Origin of the sequence: Cytobacillus oceanisediminis (assembly GCF_022811925.1) — a bacterium.
Taxonomy (GTDB): domain Bacteria; phylum Bacillota; class Bacilli; order Bacillales; family Cytobacillaceae; genus Cytobacillus; species Cytobacillus oceanisediminis_D.
On the sequence record NZ_CP065511.1, the window covers coordinates 3,067,561 to 3,084,396 of the forward strand.

The 16,836-nt window shown below is 39.9% G+C and carries 19 protein-coding genes; 6 read left to right on the forward strand and 13 right to left on the reverse strand.

Annotated elements, in window-relative coordinates; genetic code table 11:
- Window positions 1-118: 118 nt before the first annotated feature.
- From IRB79_RS15495 to IRB79_RS15515, 5 genes are all read right to left on the reverse strand, one after another.
- Window positions 119-2,359 (reverse strand): ATP-binding cassette domain-containing protein, encoded by a 2,241-nt coding sequence (locus tag IRB79_RS15495; RefSeq protein WP_243503353.1) that lies wholly within the window; start codon window positions 2,357-2,359, stop codon window positions 119-121.
- 521 nt (window positions 2,360-2,880) lie between these two features.
- Complete coding sequence (locus IRB79_RS15500; protein WP_243503354.1) at window positions 2,881-3,021, reverse strand: FbpB family small basic protein; 141 nt, start codon at window positions 3,019-3,021, stop codon at window positions 2,881-2,883.
- 34 nt (window positions 3,022-3,055) lie between these two features.
- Entirely contained in the window at window positions 3,056-3,505 is a 450-nt protein-coding gene (locus IRB79_RS15505) for a flavodoxin (RefSeq protein ID WP_243503355.1), read from the reverse strand.
- A 15-nt stretch (window positions 3,506-3,520) separates the two neighbouring features.
- Window positions 3,521-4,408, reverse strand: a complete 888-nt coding sequence (locus IRB79_RS15510; protein ID WP_243503356.1) for a hypothetical protein — start codon at window positions 4,406-4,408, stop codon at window positions 3,521-3,523.
- Entirely contained in the window at window positions 4,401-4,868 is a 468-nt protein-coding gene (locus IRB79_RS15515; RefSeq protein ID WP_243503357.1) for a flavodoxin, read from the reverse strand. Before IRB79_RS15515 ends, IRB79_RS15510 begins: the two co-directional genes overlap by 8 nt.
- Window positions 4,869-5,102: 234 nt before the next feature.
- On the opposite strand from IRB79_RS15515, the gene IRB79_RS15520 reads away from it, so the two are divergent.
- Complete coding sequence (locus tag IRB79_RS15520; RefSeq protein ID WP_243503358.1) at window positions 5,103-5,831, forward strand: YwaF family protein; 729 nt, start codon at window positions 5,103-5,105, stop codon at window positions 5,829-5,831.
- Window positions 5,832-5,946: 115 nt separating this feature from the next.
- Here IRB79_RS15520 and IRB79_RS15525 read toward each other — a convergent pair whose 3' ends face one another.
- Complete coding sequence (locus tag IRB79_RS15525; protein WP_243503359.1) at window positions 5,947-6,387, reverse strand: MarR family winged helix-turn-helix transcriptional regulator; 441 nt, start codon at window positions 6,385-6,387, stop codon at window positions 5,947-5,949.
- Between the two features lie 289 nt (window positions 6,388-6,676).
- The gene (locus tag IRB79_RS15530) at window positions 6,677-7,072 is read right to left on the reverse strand and encodes a hypothetical protein (protein ID WP_243503360.1); all 396 of its coding nucleotides are present in this window, start codon (window positions 7,070-7,072) and stop codon (window positions 6,677-6,679) included.
- A 498-nt stretch (window positions 7,073-7,570) separates the two neighbouring features.
- Here IRB79_RS15530 and IRB79_RS15535 point away from each other — a divergent pair, with 498 nt between their 5' ends.
- From IRB79_RS15535 to IRB79_RS15555, 5 genes are all read left to right on the forward strand, one after another.
- Entirely contained in the window at window positions 7,571-8,383 is an 813-nt protein-coding gene (locus IRB79_RS15535; protein ID WP_243503361.1) for a hypothetical protein, read from the forward strand.
- 195 nt (window positions 8,384-8,578) lie between these two features.
- Complete coding sequence (locus IRB79_RS15540) at window positions 8,579-9,082, forward strand: sigma-70 family RNA polymerase sigma factor (protein ID WP_243503362.1); 504 nt, start codon at window positions 8,579-8,581, stop codon at window positions 9,080-9,082.
- Window positions 9,083-9,147: 65 nt separating this feature from the next.
- Window positions 9,148-9,366 (forward strand): DUF1659 domain-containing protein, encoded by a 219-nt coding sequence (locus IRB79_RS15545; RefSeq protein ID WP_243503363.1) that lies wholly within the window; start codon window positions 9,148-9,150, stop codon window positions 9,364-9,366.
- A gap of 43 nt (window positions 9,367-9,409) precedes the next feature.
- Window positions 9,410-9,628 carry a DUF2922 domain-containing protein gene (locus IRB79_RS15550; protein WP_206839349.1) on the forward strand — a complete coding sequence of 73 codons (219 nt, stop codon included), beginning with the start codon at window positions 9,410-9,412 and terminating at the stop codon, window positions 9,626-9,628.
- Between the two features lie 81 nt (window positions 9,629-9,709).
- Window positions 9,710-9,847, forward strand: a complete 138-nt coding sequence (locus tag IRB79_RS15555; RefSeq protein ID WP_113884848.1) for a YvrJ family protein — start codon at window positions 9,710-9,712, stop codon at window positions 9,845-9,847.
- Between the two features lie 303 nt (window positions 9,848-10,150).
- On the opposite strand, the gene IRB79_RS15560 is transcribed toward IRB79_RS15555, so the two are convergent.
- The 6 genes from IRB79_RS15560 to IRB79_RS15585 all read right to left on the reverse strand — a co-directional run bounded on the left by IRB79_RS15560 (window position 10,151) and on the right by IRB79_RS15585 (window position 16,791).
- Entirely contained in the window at window positions 10,151-11,278 is a 1,128-nt protein-coding gene (locus IRB79_RS15560; RefSeq protein ID WP_243503364.1) for an NAD(P)/FAD-dependent oxidoreductase, read from the reverse strand.
- Window positions 11,279-11,309: 31 nt separating this feature from the next.
- On the reverse strand, window positions 11,310-12,320 hold the full coding sequence (locus IRB79_RS15565; protein WP_243503365.1) for an ABC transporter ATP-binding protein: 1,011 nt from the start codon (window positions 12,318-12,320) through the stop codon (window positions 11,310-11,312).
- On the reverse strand, window positions 12,317-13,309 hold the full coding sequence (locus IRB79_RS15570) for an ABC transporter ATP-binding protein (RefSeq protein ID WP_243503366.1): 993 nt from the start codon (window positions 13,307-13,309) through the stop codon (window positions 12,317-12,319). Before IRB79_RS15570 ends, IRB79_RS15565 begins: the two co-directional genes overlap by 4 nt.
- 13 nt (window positions 13,310-13,322) lie before the next feature.
- Window positions 13,323-14,240 (reverse strand): ABC transporter permease, encoded by a 918-nt coding sequence (locus IRB79_RS15575; RefSeq protein WP_431833389.1) that lies wholly within the window; start codon window positions 14,238-14,240, stop codon window positions 13,323-13,325.
- A 12-nt stretch (window positions 14,241-14,252) separates the two neighbouring features.
- A complete protein-coding gene (locus IRB79_RS15580; RefSeq protein WP_243503367.1) occupies window positions 14,253-15,170 on the reverse strand; it encodes an ABC transporter permease in 918 nt (305 codons plus the stop codon).
- 64 nt (window positions 15,171-15,234) lie between these two features.
- Complete coding sequence (locus tag IRB79_RS15585; RefSeq protein WP_243503368.1) at window positions 15,235-16,791, reverse strand: ABC transporter substrate-binding protein; 1,557 nt, start codon at window positions 16,789-16,791, stop codon at window positions 15,235-15,237.
- Between the last annotated feature and the right edge of the window lie 45 nt (window positions 16,792-16,836).

Consider the following 16,836-nt stretch of genomic DNA (forward strand, 5'->3'; position numbering starts at 1 on the left):
TTTTAACACATTGACTTGTGACGGAAAGGATTCCAGTAAATTGTATCACCTGCACATAAGCGATAAAGAAAATGGCCATGGAAAAAATTCCATGGCCATTTGATATCTAATTATTCCATTACAGATGCTGTGCAGTAACCGAACGCTCACATTCCAAAATTCCTGCCGGCGCTCCTTCATACAGGATTTCTCCGCCTCCAGCACCTCCATCCGGACCTAAATCAACGATCCAATCACTTTTTCGGATAACATCCAGATTATGTTCAATGACTATAACCGTATTGCCCTTTTCCACCAATTTATTAATGATTTCCAGAATATTAGCGACATCGGACATATGCAATCCCGTAGTTGGTTCATCAAGTATATAAATGTTTCCTTTAGTATTCAGTTCCTTTGCAAGCTTTAGCCTTTGACATTCGCCTCCTGACAAAGTAGTCAGCGGCTGTCCCAATGACAAATAGCCAAGACCGACAGTTTCCAGAGCTTTGAGTTTTCTCTGAATATCTTTTGCATCAAAGAACTCCACAGCGTCCGCTACAGACATCTCCATGATTTCAACGATATTTTTGCCCTTATATAAGTATTGGAGCACGTCCTGCCTAAAACGACTTCCATGACATTCGCTGCATTCGACTTCCATTGTATCCATAAAAGATAAATTGATTTCAACCGTCCCAGTGCCTCCGCATGAAGGACAACCCCCGGTCGAATTATAGCTGAATAATCCGCTCTCCACCCCATTGGCATCTGAAAAAGACTTGCGAATCGAATTCATAATGCCAGTGAAAGTTGCCGGATTGGATCGTATGTTGGCGTGGACCGGGCTTTGATCAATACGGATTGCCTCCGGAAAATCTTTTGCAAACACTTCATTCACAAGTGTGCTTTTCCCGGAACCCGCTACTCCTGTAATAACAGTAAAAATCCCTTTTGGAACTGAAAGACTCACATTCTTCAAATTGTGGAGGCTGCTTTTCCTGCTTTCCATAAATTCGGAAACCGGTCTGGGATTTGCGTTAATCTCTGCACTGCGGTTTAAATAATTGGCAGTTAATGTGTCAGAAGATAAGAAATCCTGGTAACTGCCGGTATACATGATCTCTCCTCCATGTGTCCCGGCACGAGGCCCAACATCAACGATATGGTCGGCTAATTGGATGACGTCCGGATCATGCTCGACAACTAAAACGGTATTGCCCCTGTCCCGCAGCCGAACCAGCAATTCATTTAACCGGTAGACATCCCGCGGATGCAGGCCGGTGCTAGGTTCATCAAATATGTACATTAAGCCGGTTAAGTTACTGGATAAATATTTTACCATTTTCACCCTTTGAGATTCACCGCCCGATAGTGTTGGTGTTTCCCTTGTCAGATCCATATACCCCAGTCCAATATCACAAAGGTTTTCCAATCGTTCCATTATCCCGTCAACGATTGGCTTAGCTTCAGTTGATGTAATCTTTGGAAGAGTTTTAATTAGCTGATCCAATTGCATGGAAGTCAGGTCATATATGGAATAGCCTTTGATTGTGGATGAAAGCACCATTTCGTGGTAACGTTTTCCTCCGCAGGAAGGGCAATCAGTCATGGTACTGAAGTTCTTCAGCAGCTTCTCGCCAGCTTTTGAAGTCTCTTTGTCCCTCTTCACATGCTGCCGCATAAATTTGACTGCCAGGCCTTCATAGGTTGCATTCATATCATTATTCATATAACTGACTGTTACTTTTTGCGGCTCTGCATAGACAAGCTTATTAAATTCTTCTTCTGTATAATCAATAATTTTCTTATCAATATCGAAGAATCCAGATTCCGCATACGCTTTCCATTGCCATGTTCCAGGTCCAAAACCCGGAAGCAGAATAGCTCCTTCATTTAAGCTTTTTTCCTTATCAAGGGCAGCATCAAGGTTCAGCGTAATAATTCTCCCAATCCCTTCACATTTCGGGCACATGCCGCTGGGATCATTAAATGAATATGCGTTGCTGTACCCTATATGAGGTTCTGCAAACCGGGAGAATAACAGGCGAAGAAGAGGATTAATATCTGTAGCGGTTCCAAGTGTGGATCGGGCATTTCCGCCGAGCCGTTTTTGATCGACGACAACGGCAGTAGAAAGATTGTTGATTTCATCTGCTTCCGGACGGCTATATTTCGGAAGAAAAAGCCGCTGAAAACTGCTGTACGTCTCATTTAACTGCCGGCCTGCCTCCTGGGCAATCGTATCAAAGACGATGGATGATTTGCCGGAACCGGAGACACCTGTAAATATCGTGATCTTTCCTTTTGGAATCTGCAGATCAATATTCTTCAGGTTGTTTACTCTGGCATTGAAAATTTCGATGAATTCCTGCTTCACACAATCAGCTCCTTTTGATATCACTTTTCTTATGTATGAAATTTGCGCGGAGAATAATCATACCAATAGTGGAAATCAAACTGCAACAATATTCTCTAATTATTTTTAAATTCCTCAAGCACCTTGCCTTGCCTTGAAAAATGAATTCTCCTAAAATGCATTAATTCCTGCCAAATGTTAACAATCAAAAAAAGTCCAAAGGAAAATGTAAGAAATTAACGAAGTAAAAGGATAAGGAGGTGAGAAAACGATGACTCTCCTTTTTTACAAAGCGATGGAGGCGTTTAAGAAGGATGCGGAGCGTCTGGAAAAAGAAAAGCTTCAAAAGGAAAAGTCGAATGAGAATAAATCAAAATAATGAGTTACTCTTTCATTCCCCATGGGGGGATTTTTTTTGAAATTTAAAACATCACCCAATTTCACAATGCCCAAATGGTGGACAACTGGCTGCTGACATAAAAATATGCGTCCCTGCCTATTGCAGAAACGCATACTTCTTTTCTTTTCCAGCCTGAATATTCCTATTGAGTTACTCTTGTTTTTTCTGTCTCCATCAAAATATTTTCATCAATCCTCCGATATATTTCTTCCAATTGTTCTTTATCTTTTAGGATATTTTTCATGTTTTCTTCTACGAGTTTATGAAATGTTTTCTTTTTCATTAACGCCATCCTTTCTAAGCTTGCAGCCATATACTCAGCAGGTTTCCTTTAACATCAAAGCTTCAGAAACAAACTTTTTTATTTCCTCTTCGTCTTCCGGTTCCGGGTTGAACTCTATTCTCAAGGGATTCCCGACAACTGTTCCCCCCTGTTCTTCTATAAGTCTTTGAAGCTGATCAATGGCGCCGCAAAATTCAGGATAAGAGGTATCTCCTGATCCAAAGATGGCAAAGGGATGGTTTTCGAGATCCAGCTGTTCGATTTCTTCAATTATATCCAGACATTCATCCGGATAATCCCCGTCTCCCCAGGTATACATTCCAATAAAAGTAAGATCATAATTTAGTAGTTCAGAAGCACTTTGAACACTCATAAAATCTTCTAAATCCACATCATGGTTTTGATCCTTCAGCTCTCCCGAGATTATGTCCGCAATCGCTTCTGTGTTTCCCGACATACTTGCATAAAATACGCCAATTTTCATTCCTCTTCACTCCTATCAATGAATTAATGGTGTTGTGTTATATCTGTGGCTGATCCATTTACTTTCTCTATGTGAACAAATAAAAAGCTGGTCTTCAAAGCCCGCACCCCTAAATCCATGTCCAGCTACGGTTTCAATGGGAATCAGGGACATGCTTTTCTTATGGACTTCGTAGATTCTTGAAAAACCGTCTTCATCCTGACTCGTCGTGGCATATACTTTTTCATTCGCCACAAAAATATCCAGGAAAGCTCTTTCTGCTATAGGCTGCTGGCATACACCCCATCTAATTGTAAAAGGATTCAGCATTTCAATCGTTCCCACACCGGATCGGGCGTTTCCCTTTGCAATGATGAGAAGATCATTTTCATCTCTATAAATGGAGGAAATCATCGAATGCTTTTCTTTTTTTATCAGATGCAATTCTCCGCTTCCAACATAATATCTCCATAACCCTCCATTCTGTGAGTTGATTTGTGTGCCAATATAAATGCTCCCCTGATGATATAGCAGAGACCGGATAAGGGGCTTTTGGGACATATTTTGAAATGGACTTAAGACAGACCAATCAGAACCAAAATTATTTGATATGTATAGGCAGCTGCCGCCATGGGTTATGATGAATCCCTTGCGGTTTCCTGTAATATCCCACAACCGCTGTGCAGTTGGGAATGACGTCTGATTCCATTTTTTTCGCTGCAGATCGTATCGGATAATTGTGCCATTGTCTCCGATTCCGAATATGAAATGACCTAATTGCACAAGTTTGTATATATTTTGTGTTAACCCATACTGCAGGAGCCAGTCTCCATCCTCAAAGGAATAAATTCCCGCCTGCTTTACTGCTACGATGAAAGGAAGATCTGGAGTTGATAGCACTGCTGTGGATCCCTTGTCAAACATGTTCCATCTCCCTATTTTTCATTACCCATTCATAGGCGGATTCGGCAAATTGCTGACACTCAAGAATTTGCTCATCTGTTTCAGGGTTGAGTTCTATTTTTAACCTTTGCTGAAAAACATTGGCTCCTCTTTCATTCAATTTTTCAGCAAGCGTATCCACTGCTGCACAAAATTTTGGATAAGCATGATCACCAGAACCAAAGCACACAGCATGTATTCCTGTTAAATCGTGATCATTCAATTCTTCAAAAAAATCCTCGGCTTCATAAGGAAGATCGCCATCCCCCCATGTATAAGCACCAATGAAAATACAGTCATAGGCATGGATACTATGAATTTCTGTCAAATCCAGGCTTTCCATATCCACTTCACATCCTTTAGATACAAGAACTTTTTTCAGAATGGAAGCCATATCTTCCGTGTTTCCTGACATACTTAAATACCCAATGAAAGCCTTCATTTCACAGCCTCCTAATTGATAATGACTTTCAATTATTGTTAAACCGATAATAAATGATAATGATTATCAATGTCAATGGGTATTATAATTTTGTGACCTTTTTCCCAATTGATGTAATAAAAATTAGCAGTTGTGAATATGCTTGATCGTCGAAGGTGCAGAAAAGCTGTATAAAAAATATAGGAGATGCACAACTTATGCCTGATTCATTAAACAGACTTGGGGTGTGCATCGATGGAGTGGTTTGGCAAAAGTCATAAGTCTTTCAATTTTGAGATGTTTTCAGCCAGTCATCTTGTTACATTGGCAATCTTTTTTTTTGTATCATCTGCCATTTTTCTATACCGGAAAAAGCTGAATGATGATGGATGGAGAGGGTTTGAAGTTGGATCAGCCATTTCCTTAATATTGGTCGAGATATTGAATCACGTTTGGATGTTAGTGAATGGAGTCTGGAAATTTGGCCGGTCCATGCCATTGGAATTGTGTAATATCGGACTTATATTATGTATCCTTTTACTCATAACCAGAAAAAAAATTATTTTTGAACTATTATTTTTTATTGCGATATTGGGAGCTACTCAAGCTTTACTTACTCCAGCGTTAACATACGATTTTCCTCACTTTCGCTTTTTTCACTTTTTCTATGCACATATGATGGTTGTATGGGTAGCCTTATATTTTTTGTGGGCTAAAAATTATTATCCATCATTCCGATCGGTCATAAAGCTAATTGTTTTTATCAATCTGCTTTTGCCGGCGATCCTTCTGATTAACAATCAAACGAAGGGAAATTATTGGTTTTTGCGTCATAAACCTAAAACCCCAAGTTTCTTTGACGTATTAGGTGACTATCCATGGTATATCTTCACTTTGGAGAGCTTACTGATTATCCTTAGCTTAATCACATGGTTTATCTTGCGAAAATGGGAGAAAAGCCATAAAGAACGTTCTCATTTTTAATGAATCGGGATGAATTTAGACAAAAAGAAAAGCTGCCAGTAAATAGCAGCTTTTCTTTAGTAGACCTCTTAATAAACGCTCGGTCAGGAACATCCAATGGCCAAGACGTGCGGAATTATTCTTCTATTCCCCAATCGAGTTTTAAAATATTCTTTAAGTTATTTACTTGCTCAACTCCTATTTTTTCCGCAATTTTATGCTCAAGACGAGCCTTAAGAGCTTCATTTTTCTCATAGCATTCTTCACCTAAAGCGGTTAGCTCAATACATTTCTCTTTCTTGTTATTCTCGACATTGTGAACTTCCACCAGGCCTTTTGCAGCAAGATTCTTTATAAACTTATGTATCGCCTGTCTGGAAATCTCAACATTCCTTGTCACATACGAAATGGTTGGCCTTTTTTTGTAGATCCGGGCCATAATATACCATTCAGAATTTGAAATATATATATCGCTCTGATCATTCCATGCTTTCTCAGCTATCTTTCGGATTAGACTATGCCGCTCGCTGATTAAATCGATCAGATCTAAATTCTGTAACTCAGAGTTTGAAGTCAACCAATTCACTCCAATCCGTATCTTCGTCCCTACTATATAAAAACTGGTGAGTGGTGTCAATTTGGCTGGCACTTCTTTAAAATAATACAGCATTTTTTCCCATAGCTCTGCTACAAAACCAGTTACTGATATTGAGTGGGTAATAAGGTTGGTAATAGGAAAACGGCAATTAACATATGGCCAGTTTTCATGCGTGAAATTATCTGCATGCATATGGGGATATATTAACGGAAAAAAGAAAAATAAAGCTAACGCTCAGATACGTTAGCTTTATTACTGTTTACTCATTTTAGATGGCCTTGGCTATGTAATATTCCAATTCCTCTTTCAGGCTGCAGGTTTCGCTCAGCTTTCTGCTATTCTCTGCAAAAGAGTCCTTGTCCCCCGCTTCAAGATCCTGATCAATTTTATATTGCAGATAATTGATTTTCAGGTCTATATCTAACTGTGATGATATGGATTCACTCATGAAATATCTCTCAATATCCTCTATAGCCATGTAAAATGCCTGCTGTCCATTAATCACCACAAGTGCATACCATCCCAGCATTGTATATTTACGCTCAGGAGTGACCTCAATTAAATCTCCCTTTTGAAAATGCAGAATATTCACATGATCAGCATCCGGGCAAAAGCAATCGATTTGATGATCAAAATGTTCTATTGCGATATAAAGTTCACTCATTTTTCAACTCTCCTACATGACATATTCAGCTGCCTCGATTCGATCCAAACCGCAGCAAGGGCATTGGGCATCGTTATTTTCATCAGAATCCGTATCCGCCATATAACCGCACCAGCAGCAAATGTGATGTTCTATCGAATTATATCCCTCCCTCAGATTAGATTAATATTATGTAAATCGAATTTAGTGATAATGATTATCATTGATAAAACCAATTTTAAATGAAAATGATTATCATTGTCAAGATAATAGGATAAATGGTGATAATTTAGATTTAAGGTTTTGGCGACCATTTTTACTGGGGACCTTCGATTTTCGTCTTCATAGACCTCTTATGGCTACCCTTTTTCTATGAAGCTTTGTACTTTCGTCGCCATGCTTCCCACAGCTATTTCAAAAACCACCCCCGTTCACGATTCCGTCACAATCCACCAAAAAACACCCTGTCCTTCTCCACCCTTCATTTGTATTTAAAAGGTGAAAGGGTGGTACATTTATATGAATTTAAAATCAGGCAGAATTGAGCAATTTAAAGGATATTCCCAATTTAAGAATCTTAAGGAGTTTAATGTGCATGTGGAGATGTGGCTTTCGGTGCACAAGGAAAAGTTCTCAAAGGGTGAACTAGCTGGTTTAAAGAGGCTGGTTCGTTTTGCTGCGAAAATTCCTGGAGTATCCAATGCTAAAATCGGCACCGTTTTAAAAGCCATTCACGAAGAATATAACAGCATTGGCATTTCCCGATCCACTTTTAAAAGGATGATTGTCAAAGCTTTAGAGTTAGGGATTATCAATGTACTTGAAACTGAGAGAAAAAACGGGTCCCAGTCCAGTAATTTGTATGTTTTTAATCGTTTTCCCAAGAGTGAACCACCTAAGAAAGAAAAATTGGACCACCCTAATAAAACTAACAATCTTTCTAAAGCTAATAAAAATAAAAAGATAAATAAACGTAACGAAACCGTCCTTGATTACACCTATACAAGTGATCGTGTACCAGATTCATTCACCAGCACTGTAAAATTTTTTTTTCCGAAAGCAAATCAAATCGAGGAGTTTTGGAAGATGGCATCCATTGCAGCATATAAAAACAATTGTGAACAAAATGTGAACGATGTTTTGGCAGCAGCCATCCATTCGTTTAAGCAGCTGATCGGAAAGATGAAAACCCGCGCCATTGCTAATCCTGTCGCTTATTTCTATGGAATCTTGACTAAGAAATTTGAAGAAATGTACTTTGAGGATTTGTTTGAAATGGGATTTTCAGCTGAAGAAAATGATTTCTTCATGAATTTTTTTTACAAAAAATAAAAAAACATGCTAACTCCCCATTTTTCGTGAGTTAGACCCCCTAACTCCGGACTTAGACCCCTTAACTCCGGACTTAGGTGGGTTAACTGACTGATCTGGGACTTTTTCTTGATTCGCCAAAATATTGTTTACAGGCTATGTTTGAGCTACCCGGGAATACATTGAGAGCGCGCTTTCCTTGAAGGGATCGTATTCATGGAGAGTTTTGAACAGTTAGCAGCACAATATGAGCCGATGATTCATAAAATCATACATAGCCTGAACATCTATAAAAACAAAGAGGAATTCTACCAGCTGGGATTAATTACACTATGGCAGGCATGGCAAAATCATGACGCTGAAAAAGGAACCCTGCTTTCCTATGCCTACAGTATGATAAAAGGAAAAATCATGCACGAATTAACAACACAACATAAACAAAGCCAACAATATTCCTATCCGAATGATGAATTCTGGGAACTTATTGAAGACCCCTCACCCTTCCCTTCCACAGATCTTGCACATGAGCTGCTAAAAAAATGCGGGCTATTATCTGCCAATCAAATGAAATGGCTGCAATATACTTTATATGATCAGCTGTCTGTTAAGGAAATAGCTGAAAAAGAACAAGTCACCCCGTCAGCAGTTAAAAACTGGCGGCAGGGTGCCCGTGAGAAGCTGAAAAATATAATGAAAAATAATCGCTTTTTAGAAGATTAATCAAATTTACCCTGTCCTTATCTCCCAGCAATATGTATATAGAGGGTGAAAGGAGGTGAACAAACATGGCACAAGCAATTATCACTGATTCCAAACTTCGCCTGGTGTTTGAAACAGGCCTTAACGAGCAGGGCAAGCCTATCCACAAATCCAAAACCTACAGCGGCGTAAAACAATCGGCAACAGCAGACCAGCTTTTCACAGTGGGACAAGCGATCTCTGGACTAAGCAGCTATCCGCTGGCTGGAATTAATAGAAATGACAGCTTCGAAATTCTGGGCTAATTCATTCTATTAAAATACTTTAAACATAAAGGAGGGAATAAAAATGGCTAAATCATTAGAAATGACTTTTCTGTCAGAACTGGGCAAGCCAACGAAACTATCTGTTGATAACCCAATCGAACCGATTGATCCTGCAGCTGTGAAAGCAGCCATGGAACAAATCATTGCTGCCAATGCTTTTGACGGCAATGGCGGTGATTTGGTTTCAGCGGAAAGCGCCAGATTGGTTGAGCGTAATGTAACTGATTATGAATTAATGTAAGGTGCAGTGGCCGGATTCTTTGGAACCCGGCCATTTTTACAATGTGGGTAAAATTAAATTCACTAGAAAGGAGCAGCTGCCATGGAACAGATGGTTACATTGATCAGCGAACTCGGCTTCCCGATCGTTGTCACGTTTTTTCTGCTGAACCGGATCGAAGCGAAGCTTGATGTTGTGGTGTCTTCCATTCAGGGATTGCCGGATCGATTGAAGGAATAGGAAAACAAGAAAAGCGCAAGCGCCTTGCCCACCCCCGACAAGCACAAGACGAGCCTCTCGGAAAGGCGTCCTTTGCCTTTTTGGGAGGATTGCCCGAAATGTGGAGGCGACTGCCCAGGGACGACAGGCATAAGACGGTTCCTGTAAGAAGGCGGTTTTCCTTCTGAAAGGAAACGGCTTATGACCCCGAGTCCCTAGGAGCCGCAACTAGACAAGCTTGTGACCTCGAGGGTGTAGGCGCTGGAGCTAGACAGTAATCCAGTTCAAAGTTTTATACTTTCATATTTTATCAAGATATTAGTATCACTTTATTCCTGCTTCCAAGCCTTTTCTTAATGGATCATAAGGTGACAGATCTATTTCCATCTCCCTTTTCAAAGCAAGATCTGCAGCCAGAGTGCCCACGTAAGGTCCCATCGTAAGCCCTGAAGCCCCTAATCCTGTTGCGATAACCAGCCCCTCTGCAGCTGGAACCGTACCCAGCAGCGGCAAAATATCAGGACCAGCCGGACGGAAGCCAATTCTTACTTCTTTTAGCGTGCTTCCAGCTAATCCTGGTGCCACCGTTAATGCTTCATCCAGCACTTCTTTCACACCTGCCGCCGTTAGTCTATAATCAAACCCGGATCCCGTTTCCCTGGTAGCTCCAACCACCACTTTGGAATGGTCGAAAGCCACTAAGTAATGAGTGCTTTGAGGAAGGACAACCGGCCAGCTGGAGGTGTCCATACTGTCCATTTCCAGATGGGCAATTTGCCCGCGCTGAGGCTCGATTTTAAGATTAATGCCTAACGGTGCAAGTAAGTCCTTAGCCCATGCACCGGCAGTAACGATTACTGCATCGGCAGCAATGACATCCCCGTTCACTTTTACTCCTGTAACCTTATTATTATGAAATACAAGGTCACCTTCACCTTCAAGTAATACAGCACCATGTTTTTTTGCACCATTTAGCATGGCGTCCCTTAACAGCCTGCCATCCAATCTGGCTGCACCCGTAACATGGACAGCCTGCAGATCCTCCCGGAGCGGCGGATAAAGTTCCCTGGCTTGCGCTGCTGTTAATCTCGTAATCTCCCCAACCTCAGGGGTTTCAGCTTTTTTTTGCCGGACATTTTGCTCGATCGCATCCAGTTCATCCGAACTGCTGCTGACTGCCAGAGCTCCTACCATTCCATATCCAAAATTCTCCTCACCATCTTGTTTAAGATTTGCTATTAAAGATGGATAGTAAAGAGCGCCTCTTTTTGCAATGGTGTACCAGTCTTTGTGATCTACTCTGGAAATCCACGGGCAAATGATTCCTGCGCCTGCTGCAGTTGCCTGTCCCTGATGTGCCTTATCAATAATGACTACCTCTGCACCTTCCCTTGAGAGGTAATAGGCTGCACTTGAACCGACAATTCCTGAGCCTATGACTGCTATTTTCATGGATTAAACATTCCTTTCTATTAAATATTTTTTACTGTAAGGGAAAATGACAGGAAACAAAATGATCATGTCTTACTTGTTTTAATTTTGGTCTTTCGACTTTACATAATTGCTGCTTGAATGGGCATCGTGAGTAAAATTTACATCCAGTTGCATCCTCCACCTGTTCTGGAAGTTCGTCGCCGTGAATATATACTTTGTCCTTTCTGTCCCTTAATGTTGGATCTGGTACCGGAACAGCAGAAATTAATCCTTTTGTATATGGATGCATGGTCTCATTAAATAAATCTTCTTTTAAAGCCATTTCCACAACTTCACCCATATACATGACCGCAATGCGGTCGCTAATATATTTAACAGCAGGAATTCCATGCGCAATAAATACGTACGTTAGATTGAATTTCCTCTGTAAATCTATTAACAGATTCAATATTTGCGCCTGAATCGAAACGTCAAGTGCAGATACCGGCTCATCACAAACAATTAATTTTGGTTTTAAAGCAAGGGCTCTAGCAATACCGATACGCTGCCGCTGTCCTCCACTAAATTCATGTGGATACCTTTTGGAGAAGGAGCGATCTAAGCCTACAGTTTCCATAAGGTCAAAAACTATGTTTTCAAGCTCTTTCCCTTTAGCAGCTTTATGGGTTCTAAGGGGCTCAGCGATAATATCAAAGACTCTCATCCTTGGATTTAATGATGAATATGGATCTTGGAAGACCATTTGTATGTCTTTTCTAATTTTTTGCATCTCATTGTGATTCAGCGATGTTAATTCTGTTCCTTCGAAATAAATTTTTCCTTCAGTGGGCTCCTGCATTCTTAAGATAGTAGTGCCAGTTGTAGATTTGCCGCAGCCCGATTCCCCAACTATGCCTAATGTCTCGCCCTTATTGACATATAGGCTAATATCATCAACCGCTTTTACGTAATTCTTTTTTCTGCCAAAAAAATCAGAAGAAGTTTCATAATACTTTTTCAGCCCTTCAATTTTTAATAAGCACTCCTGATTAACACTATTTTCATCTAGTATGCTATTCATAGCCCTATCACCTCTTTACCTTCATGAAGCCAGCATCTCACTGAAGATTCTGAATTCACTTGAAGTAAAGGTGGATCTTGCTGACTGCACTTTTCCATTGAAAACGGACATCTTGGATGGAATTTACAGCCTTTTGGCAAGTTGGATGGAGTGGGAACGTTCCCTTCGATTGATTCTAATTGGTCCTTTAACTGATGAATTTTTGGGGTACTGTTTAAAAGACCCTGCGTATATGGGTGTTTTGGGTTTTTGAAAAGTTCAAATACATTGTTTTGTTCTACAATTTGCCCAGCGTACATAACAATCACACGATCTGCCATTTCTGCCACTACTCCTAAATCATGAGTGATCATTATTATAGAGGTATTATATTCTTCCTTTAGTTTTTTCATGAGTTTAAGTATTTGTGCCTGAATCGTAACATCTAAAGCAGTAGTAGGTTCATCGGCAATCAATAATTGAGGTCTGCACGATAAAGCCATTGCAATCATTACCCTCTGTCTCATTCCCCCACTTAATTGATGAGGAAAAGAGTTGTATAAATTATCTCCATTTGATATACCCACCTTTGAGAGCATATCAATTGCCAGTTCTTTCGCTTTTCTTCTATCAATCTTTTGATGAAGTCTAATTGATTCTGATATTTGACTGCCAATCGTAAAGACAGGGTTTAGGGATGTCAGAGGTTCTTGAAAAATCATCGATATTTTATTTCCTCTGATTTTCCTCATTTGTTTATTTGAATTTTTCGTTAAGTCAGTTCCATTTAATAATATTTGTCCTCCTACAATTCTCCCTGGCTTACTTACCAATTGAAGAATTGAAAGTGAAGTAACACTTTTTCCGCACCCAGATTCACCAACTATGCCAATCGTTTCCCCTTTCTTTACGGTAAAAGAAACTCCATTTACCGAGGGGATTACACCGTCCTCTGTAAAAAAGTGCGTTTTCAAATCCTTCACTTCTAATAACGTATCAGTTTCACCCAAGAGATCATCCCTCCTATTTTTTCACCTGTGTTCGTGGATCAAGTACATCTCTCAGCCAGTCCCCCAAAAAGATAATCCCGAGAACTGTAACTGTTATGGCAATGCCAGGAAAGGTAGCAAGCCACCAATTAGTTGCTAGATAGTTTCTTCCATCTGTTAACATTCCGCCCCAGGAAACATCTGGAGGCTGAATCCCTAATCCAAGAAAACTTAGCGATGCTTCTAAAACTATAGTCGTAGCAACGCTTAATGTTGATATCACAATAAATGAAGAAAGGATGTTAGGAAGGATATGCTGCAGCATAATGGTTAAACTATTTGTACCTATTGATTTTGAAGCCTTCACAAACTCCCTTTCTTTAATACTTAAGACCTCTCCCCTGACAACTCTTGCATATGTAACCCAATTAGTTAATCCAATTACAATAATCAGAACCAAAATACTAGGATCAAAGACGGCAAGAACGACAAGGATAAAAAGAATGCTGGGAATCGCCAAGAATGAATCTACAATTCTCATTAATAAGTTATCTATAACTCCACCATAATAGCCTGCTATTAATCCTACTATTATGCCTATGAAACCGGCTAAAATAACAGAAAAAACCCCAACAAGCAAGGAAACACGCGAGCCATAAATAATACGGCTCAATATATCTCTCCCTAAATTATCTGTTCCTAGAATATAATTTTGTGAACCGCCATCCAGCCACACAGGGGGCTTTAGCATATCACCCAAATTATTCGATGCTGGATCATGCGGAGCCAAAATGTCAGCGAATATAGCAACAAATATAACTAAAGAAACAATGAAGAACCCCACAGTTCCTGTTTTGCTTTGAAGCAGCAGCTTTATCCATCTTACCCATGGTTTTCTTCTCTGGACGGTGCTTATGGTAGTTTCGGAACTCATTTTTACTTCTGCTTCCATGAGATACACCTCCTATGAATAATTAATTCTTGGGTCCAAAACACGATAAACGATATCAGTAAGCAGGTTGACAACAATAACTAATATGGCAATCACAAAAACGGCAGCTTGGACGACAGCCATATCTCTTCCATTAACTGCTTGAACCAAAAGCAGACCTAACCCTGGCCACGAAAAGACAGTTTCAGTTATTAGGGCTCCACTGACAAGGTGTGACACTTGCAGCCCCATTATGGTTACTACGGGGATTAATGAATTTCGGAAGGCATGCTTAAAGACTACGCTCATTTCACTTGCACCTTTACTTTTAGCTGTACGAATATAATCTTGATTTAAAATTTCTAACATACTTGATCTAATTAACCTTGTCATTTCTGCAGCGATGCCTGTTCCCAGGGTTATCGCAGGTAAAACCATATGCATAACCGATCCTCTTCCGGAAACGGGGAATAGCTGATAATTTACGGCCAATAATAATATCAGCATGATTCCAAGCCAGAAATTCGGCATGGCTTTTCCCAGTACTGATCCTCCGGTAATAAACAAGTCAATAAAGCTATTTCTCTTTTTTGCTGAATAGATTCCTAAGGGTATTGCGATTATAATAGCTACCAGCATCGAAGCTGCAGCTAATTCAAATGTTGCTGGGAGCCTCTCCAAAACCAAGGGCAATGCCTCCTGATTATATCTGAAAGATGTCCCAAAATTTCCAGTGATCAAATCTCCAATAAAATGGAAATACTGATATACAAAAGGCTCATTTAAACCTAAGGCTTCTCTCAAAGCCTCTCTATCTGCTTCAGACGCATCTTCAGGCAGCATTAAAGAGACTGGGTCTCCTGCCAAATATACCAATACAAATACAACAAAGGTGATTATGAATAGGACTGGTATAATTTGCAGAAATCTTCTTATAAGATACTTTTTCAAGGCCAGACCTCCTATATTATGAAGCGGGACTGGACCTTTTAACTTTCCAGCCCCGCAAATAGTATTATTTTAAAGTGATATCTGAGAAGTTTATGACTTCATCCAACCTCGGTTCAAATTGTACATTATCACTAACCCCATAATTGGCTCCTTGCTGGAAAAGAAAAATGTGAGGTCTTTCTTCAGCTACAATCTCTTGTATTTTTTGATATTGTTTTACCCTCTCATCTTCATTGAGATTACGGCCTGCATCATGGAAAAGCTTTTCCACTTCTTCGTTATAATAATCTGTTTGCCCGGCTGCACGTTCTTTTGTGTAATGAACTAATGAATAAGATGCATCGAGGAGGCCATCCGCCAATCCTATCATGATTAATTCTTTATTAGATTTGGAGTTGTATACATCCAGGAAGGCGCTAGACTCAAGCAGCTGTAAATTCACTTTAATTCCTGCTTCTCCTAGCATGCTCGCAATCAATTGTGCTACTTCACCATCCAGCGGATATCTGCCCTTAGGTGCTGTAAACGTTAGTTCCAGCCCATCTTTATACCCTGCCTCTGCTAAAAGGCTCTTCGCTTTTTCTAAATCATACACATAAGAATCATATAAATCTGGATTTGATCCTAATACGCCTTCTGGTACTCGGGATTGAACTGGTACAGCAGTTCCCTTTAAAACAGAATCAACAATAGCCTGCTCATTAATAGCAAGATCAATGGCTTCCCGAACTTTTGGGTCTGCGGTAACAGTACCCTCTGTATGGCGAAGCATTAAAAGCATGACACGTGTTGTATCCCCATTTATAAGTGATATCCCGCTCTCTCCATTCACCCGATCCCACTCATTGGGAGGAATGTCGGTTGCAATATCTACGCCCCCAGTCAGCAATTCTCCTACACGGGTAGAGCTCTCAGGTATTGCCCTGACTACAACTTCTTTCCATTTTGGTTTATCACCAAAATAATCATCAAACGCTTCTAGGACGACTCTGTCATCCCGTTTCCAATCCACATATTTGTATGGTCCTGAACCAATTGGATTCTTTTGAAATTCCTCAATTCCCACTTCCTCGAAGTACTTTTTGGGAATTACATCCGCACCGCTTTTTGCCAATAACCTTAATAACGTTGGCATAGGTCCATCTGTCACAATTTCAACAGTTAATTCATCAATGGAATTTACTTCCTTAATTTGAGTGAAATAAGGATACTCCTTTAAAGACTCATCATTCATTACTCTTTCAAGGCTAAACTTAACATCTTCGGCTGTTAATGGGTCTCCATTATGGAAAGTAACACCTTCTTTTAAATTAAATTGCCAGGTAACATCATCGATGTTTTCATATTTTTCAACAAGTTCCGGTTGAATTTCCATTTTACTATCACGATTAAACAATCTGCTGAACATATTTCTGAATACACGATCTCCATTGGTACTTAATGAATTCTGGGGATCTAAAGTAGTAATATCAGCACTTTGCGCAATTACCAGACTTGTTTTCTCACTGCCTTCTTTTCCATTAGTATTACCACCAGTGGATTCAGTGTTACTGCTGCAGCCAGAAACAACTATTGCTGAAATAAGCAATAAAACAATTAGATAATTTAATGTTTTTTTCATTTACATCTTCCCCCTGTACATAATTTATTAGAAATTTCAGATAAC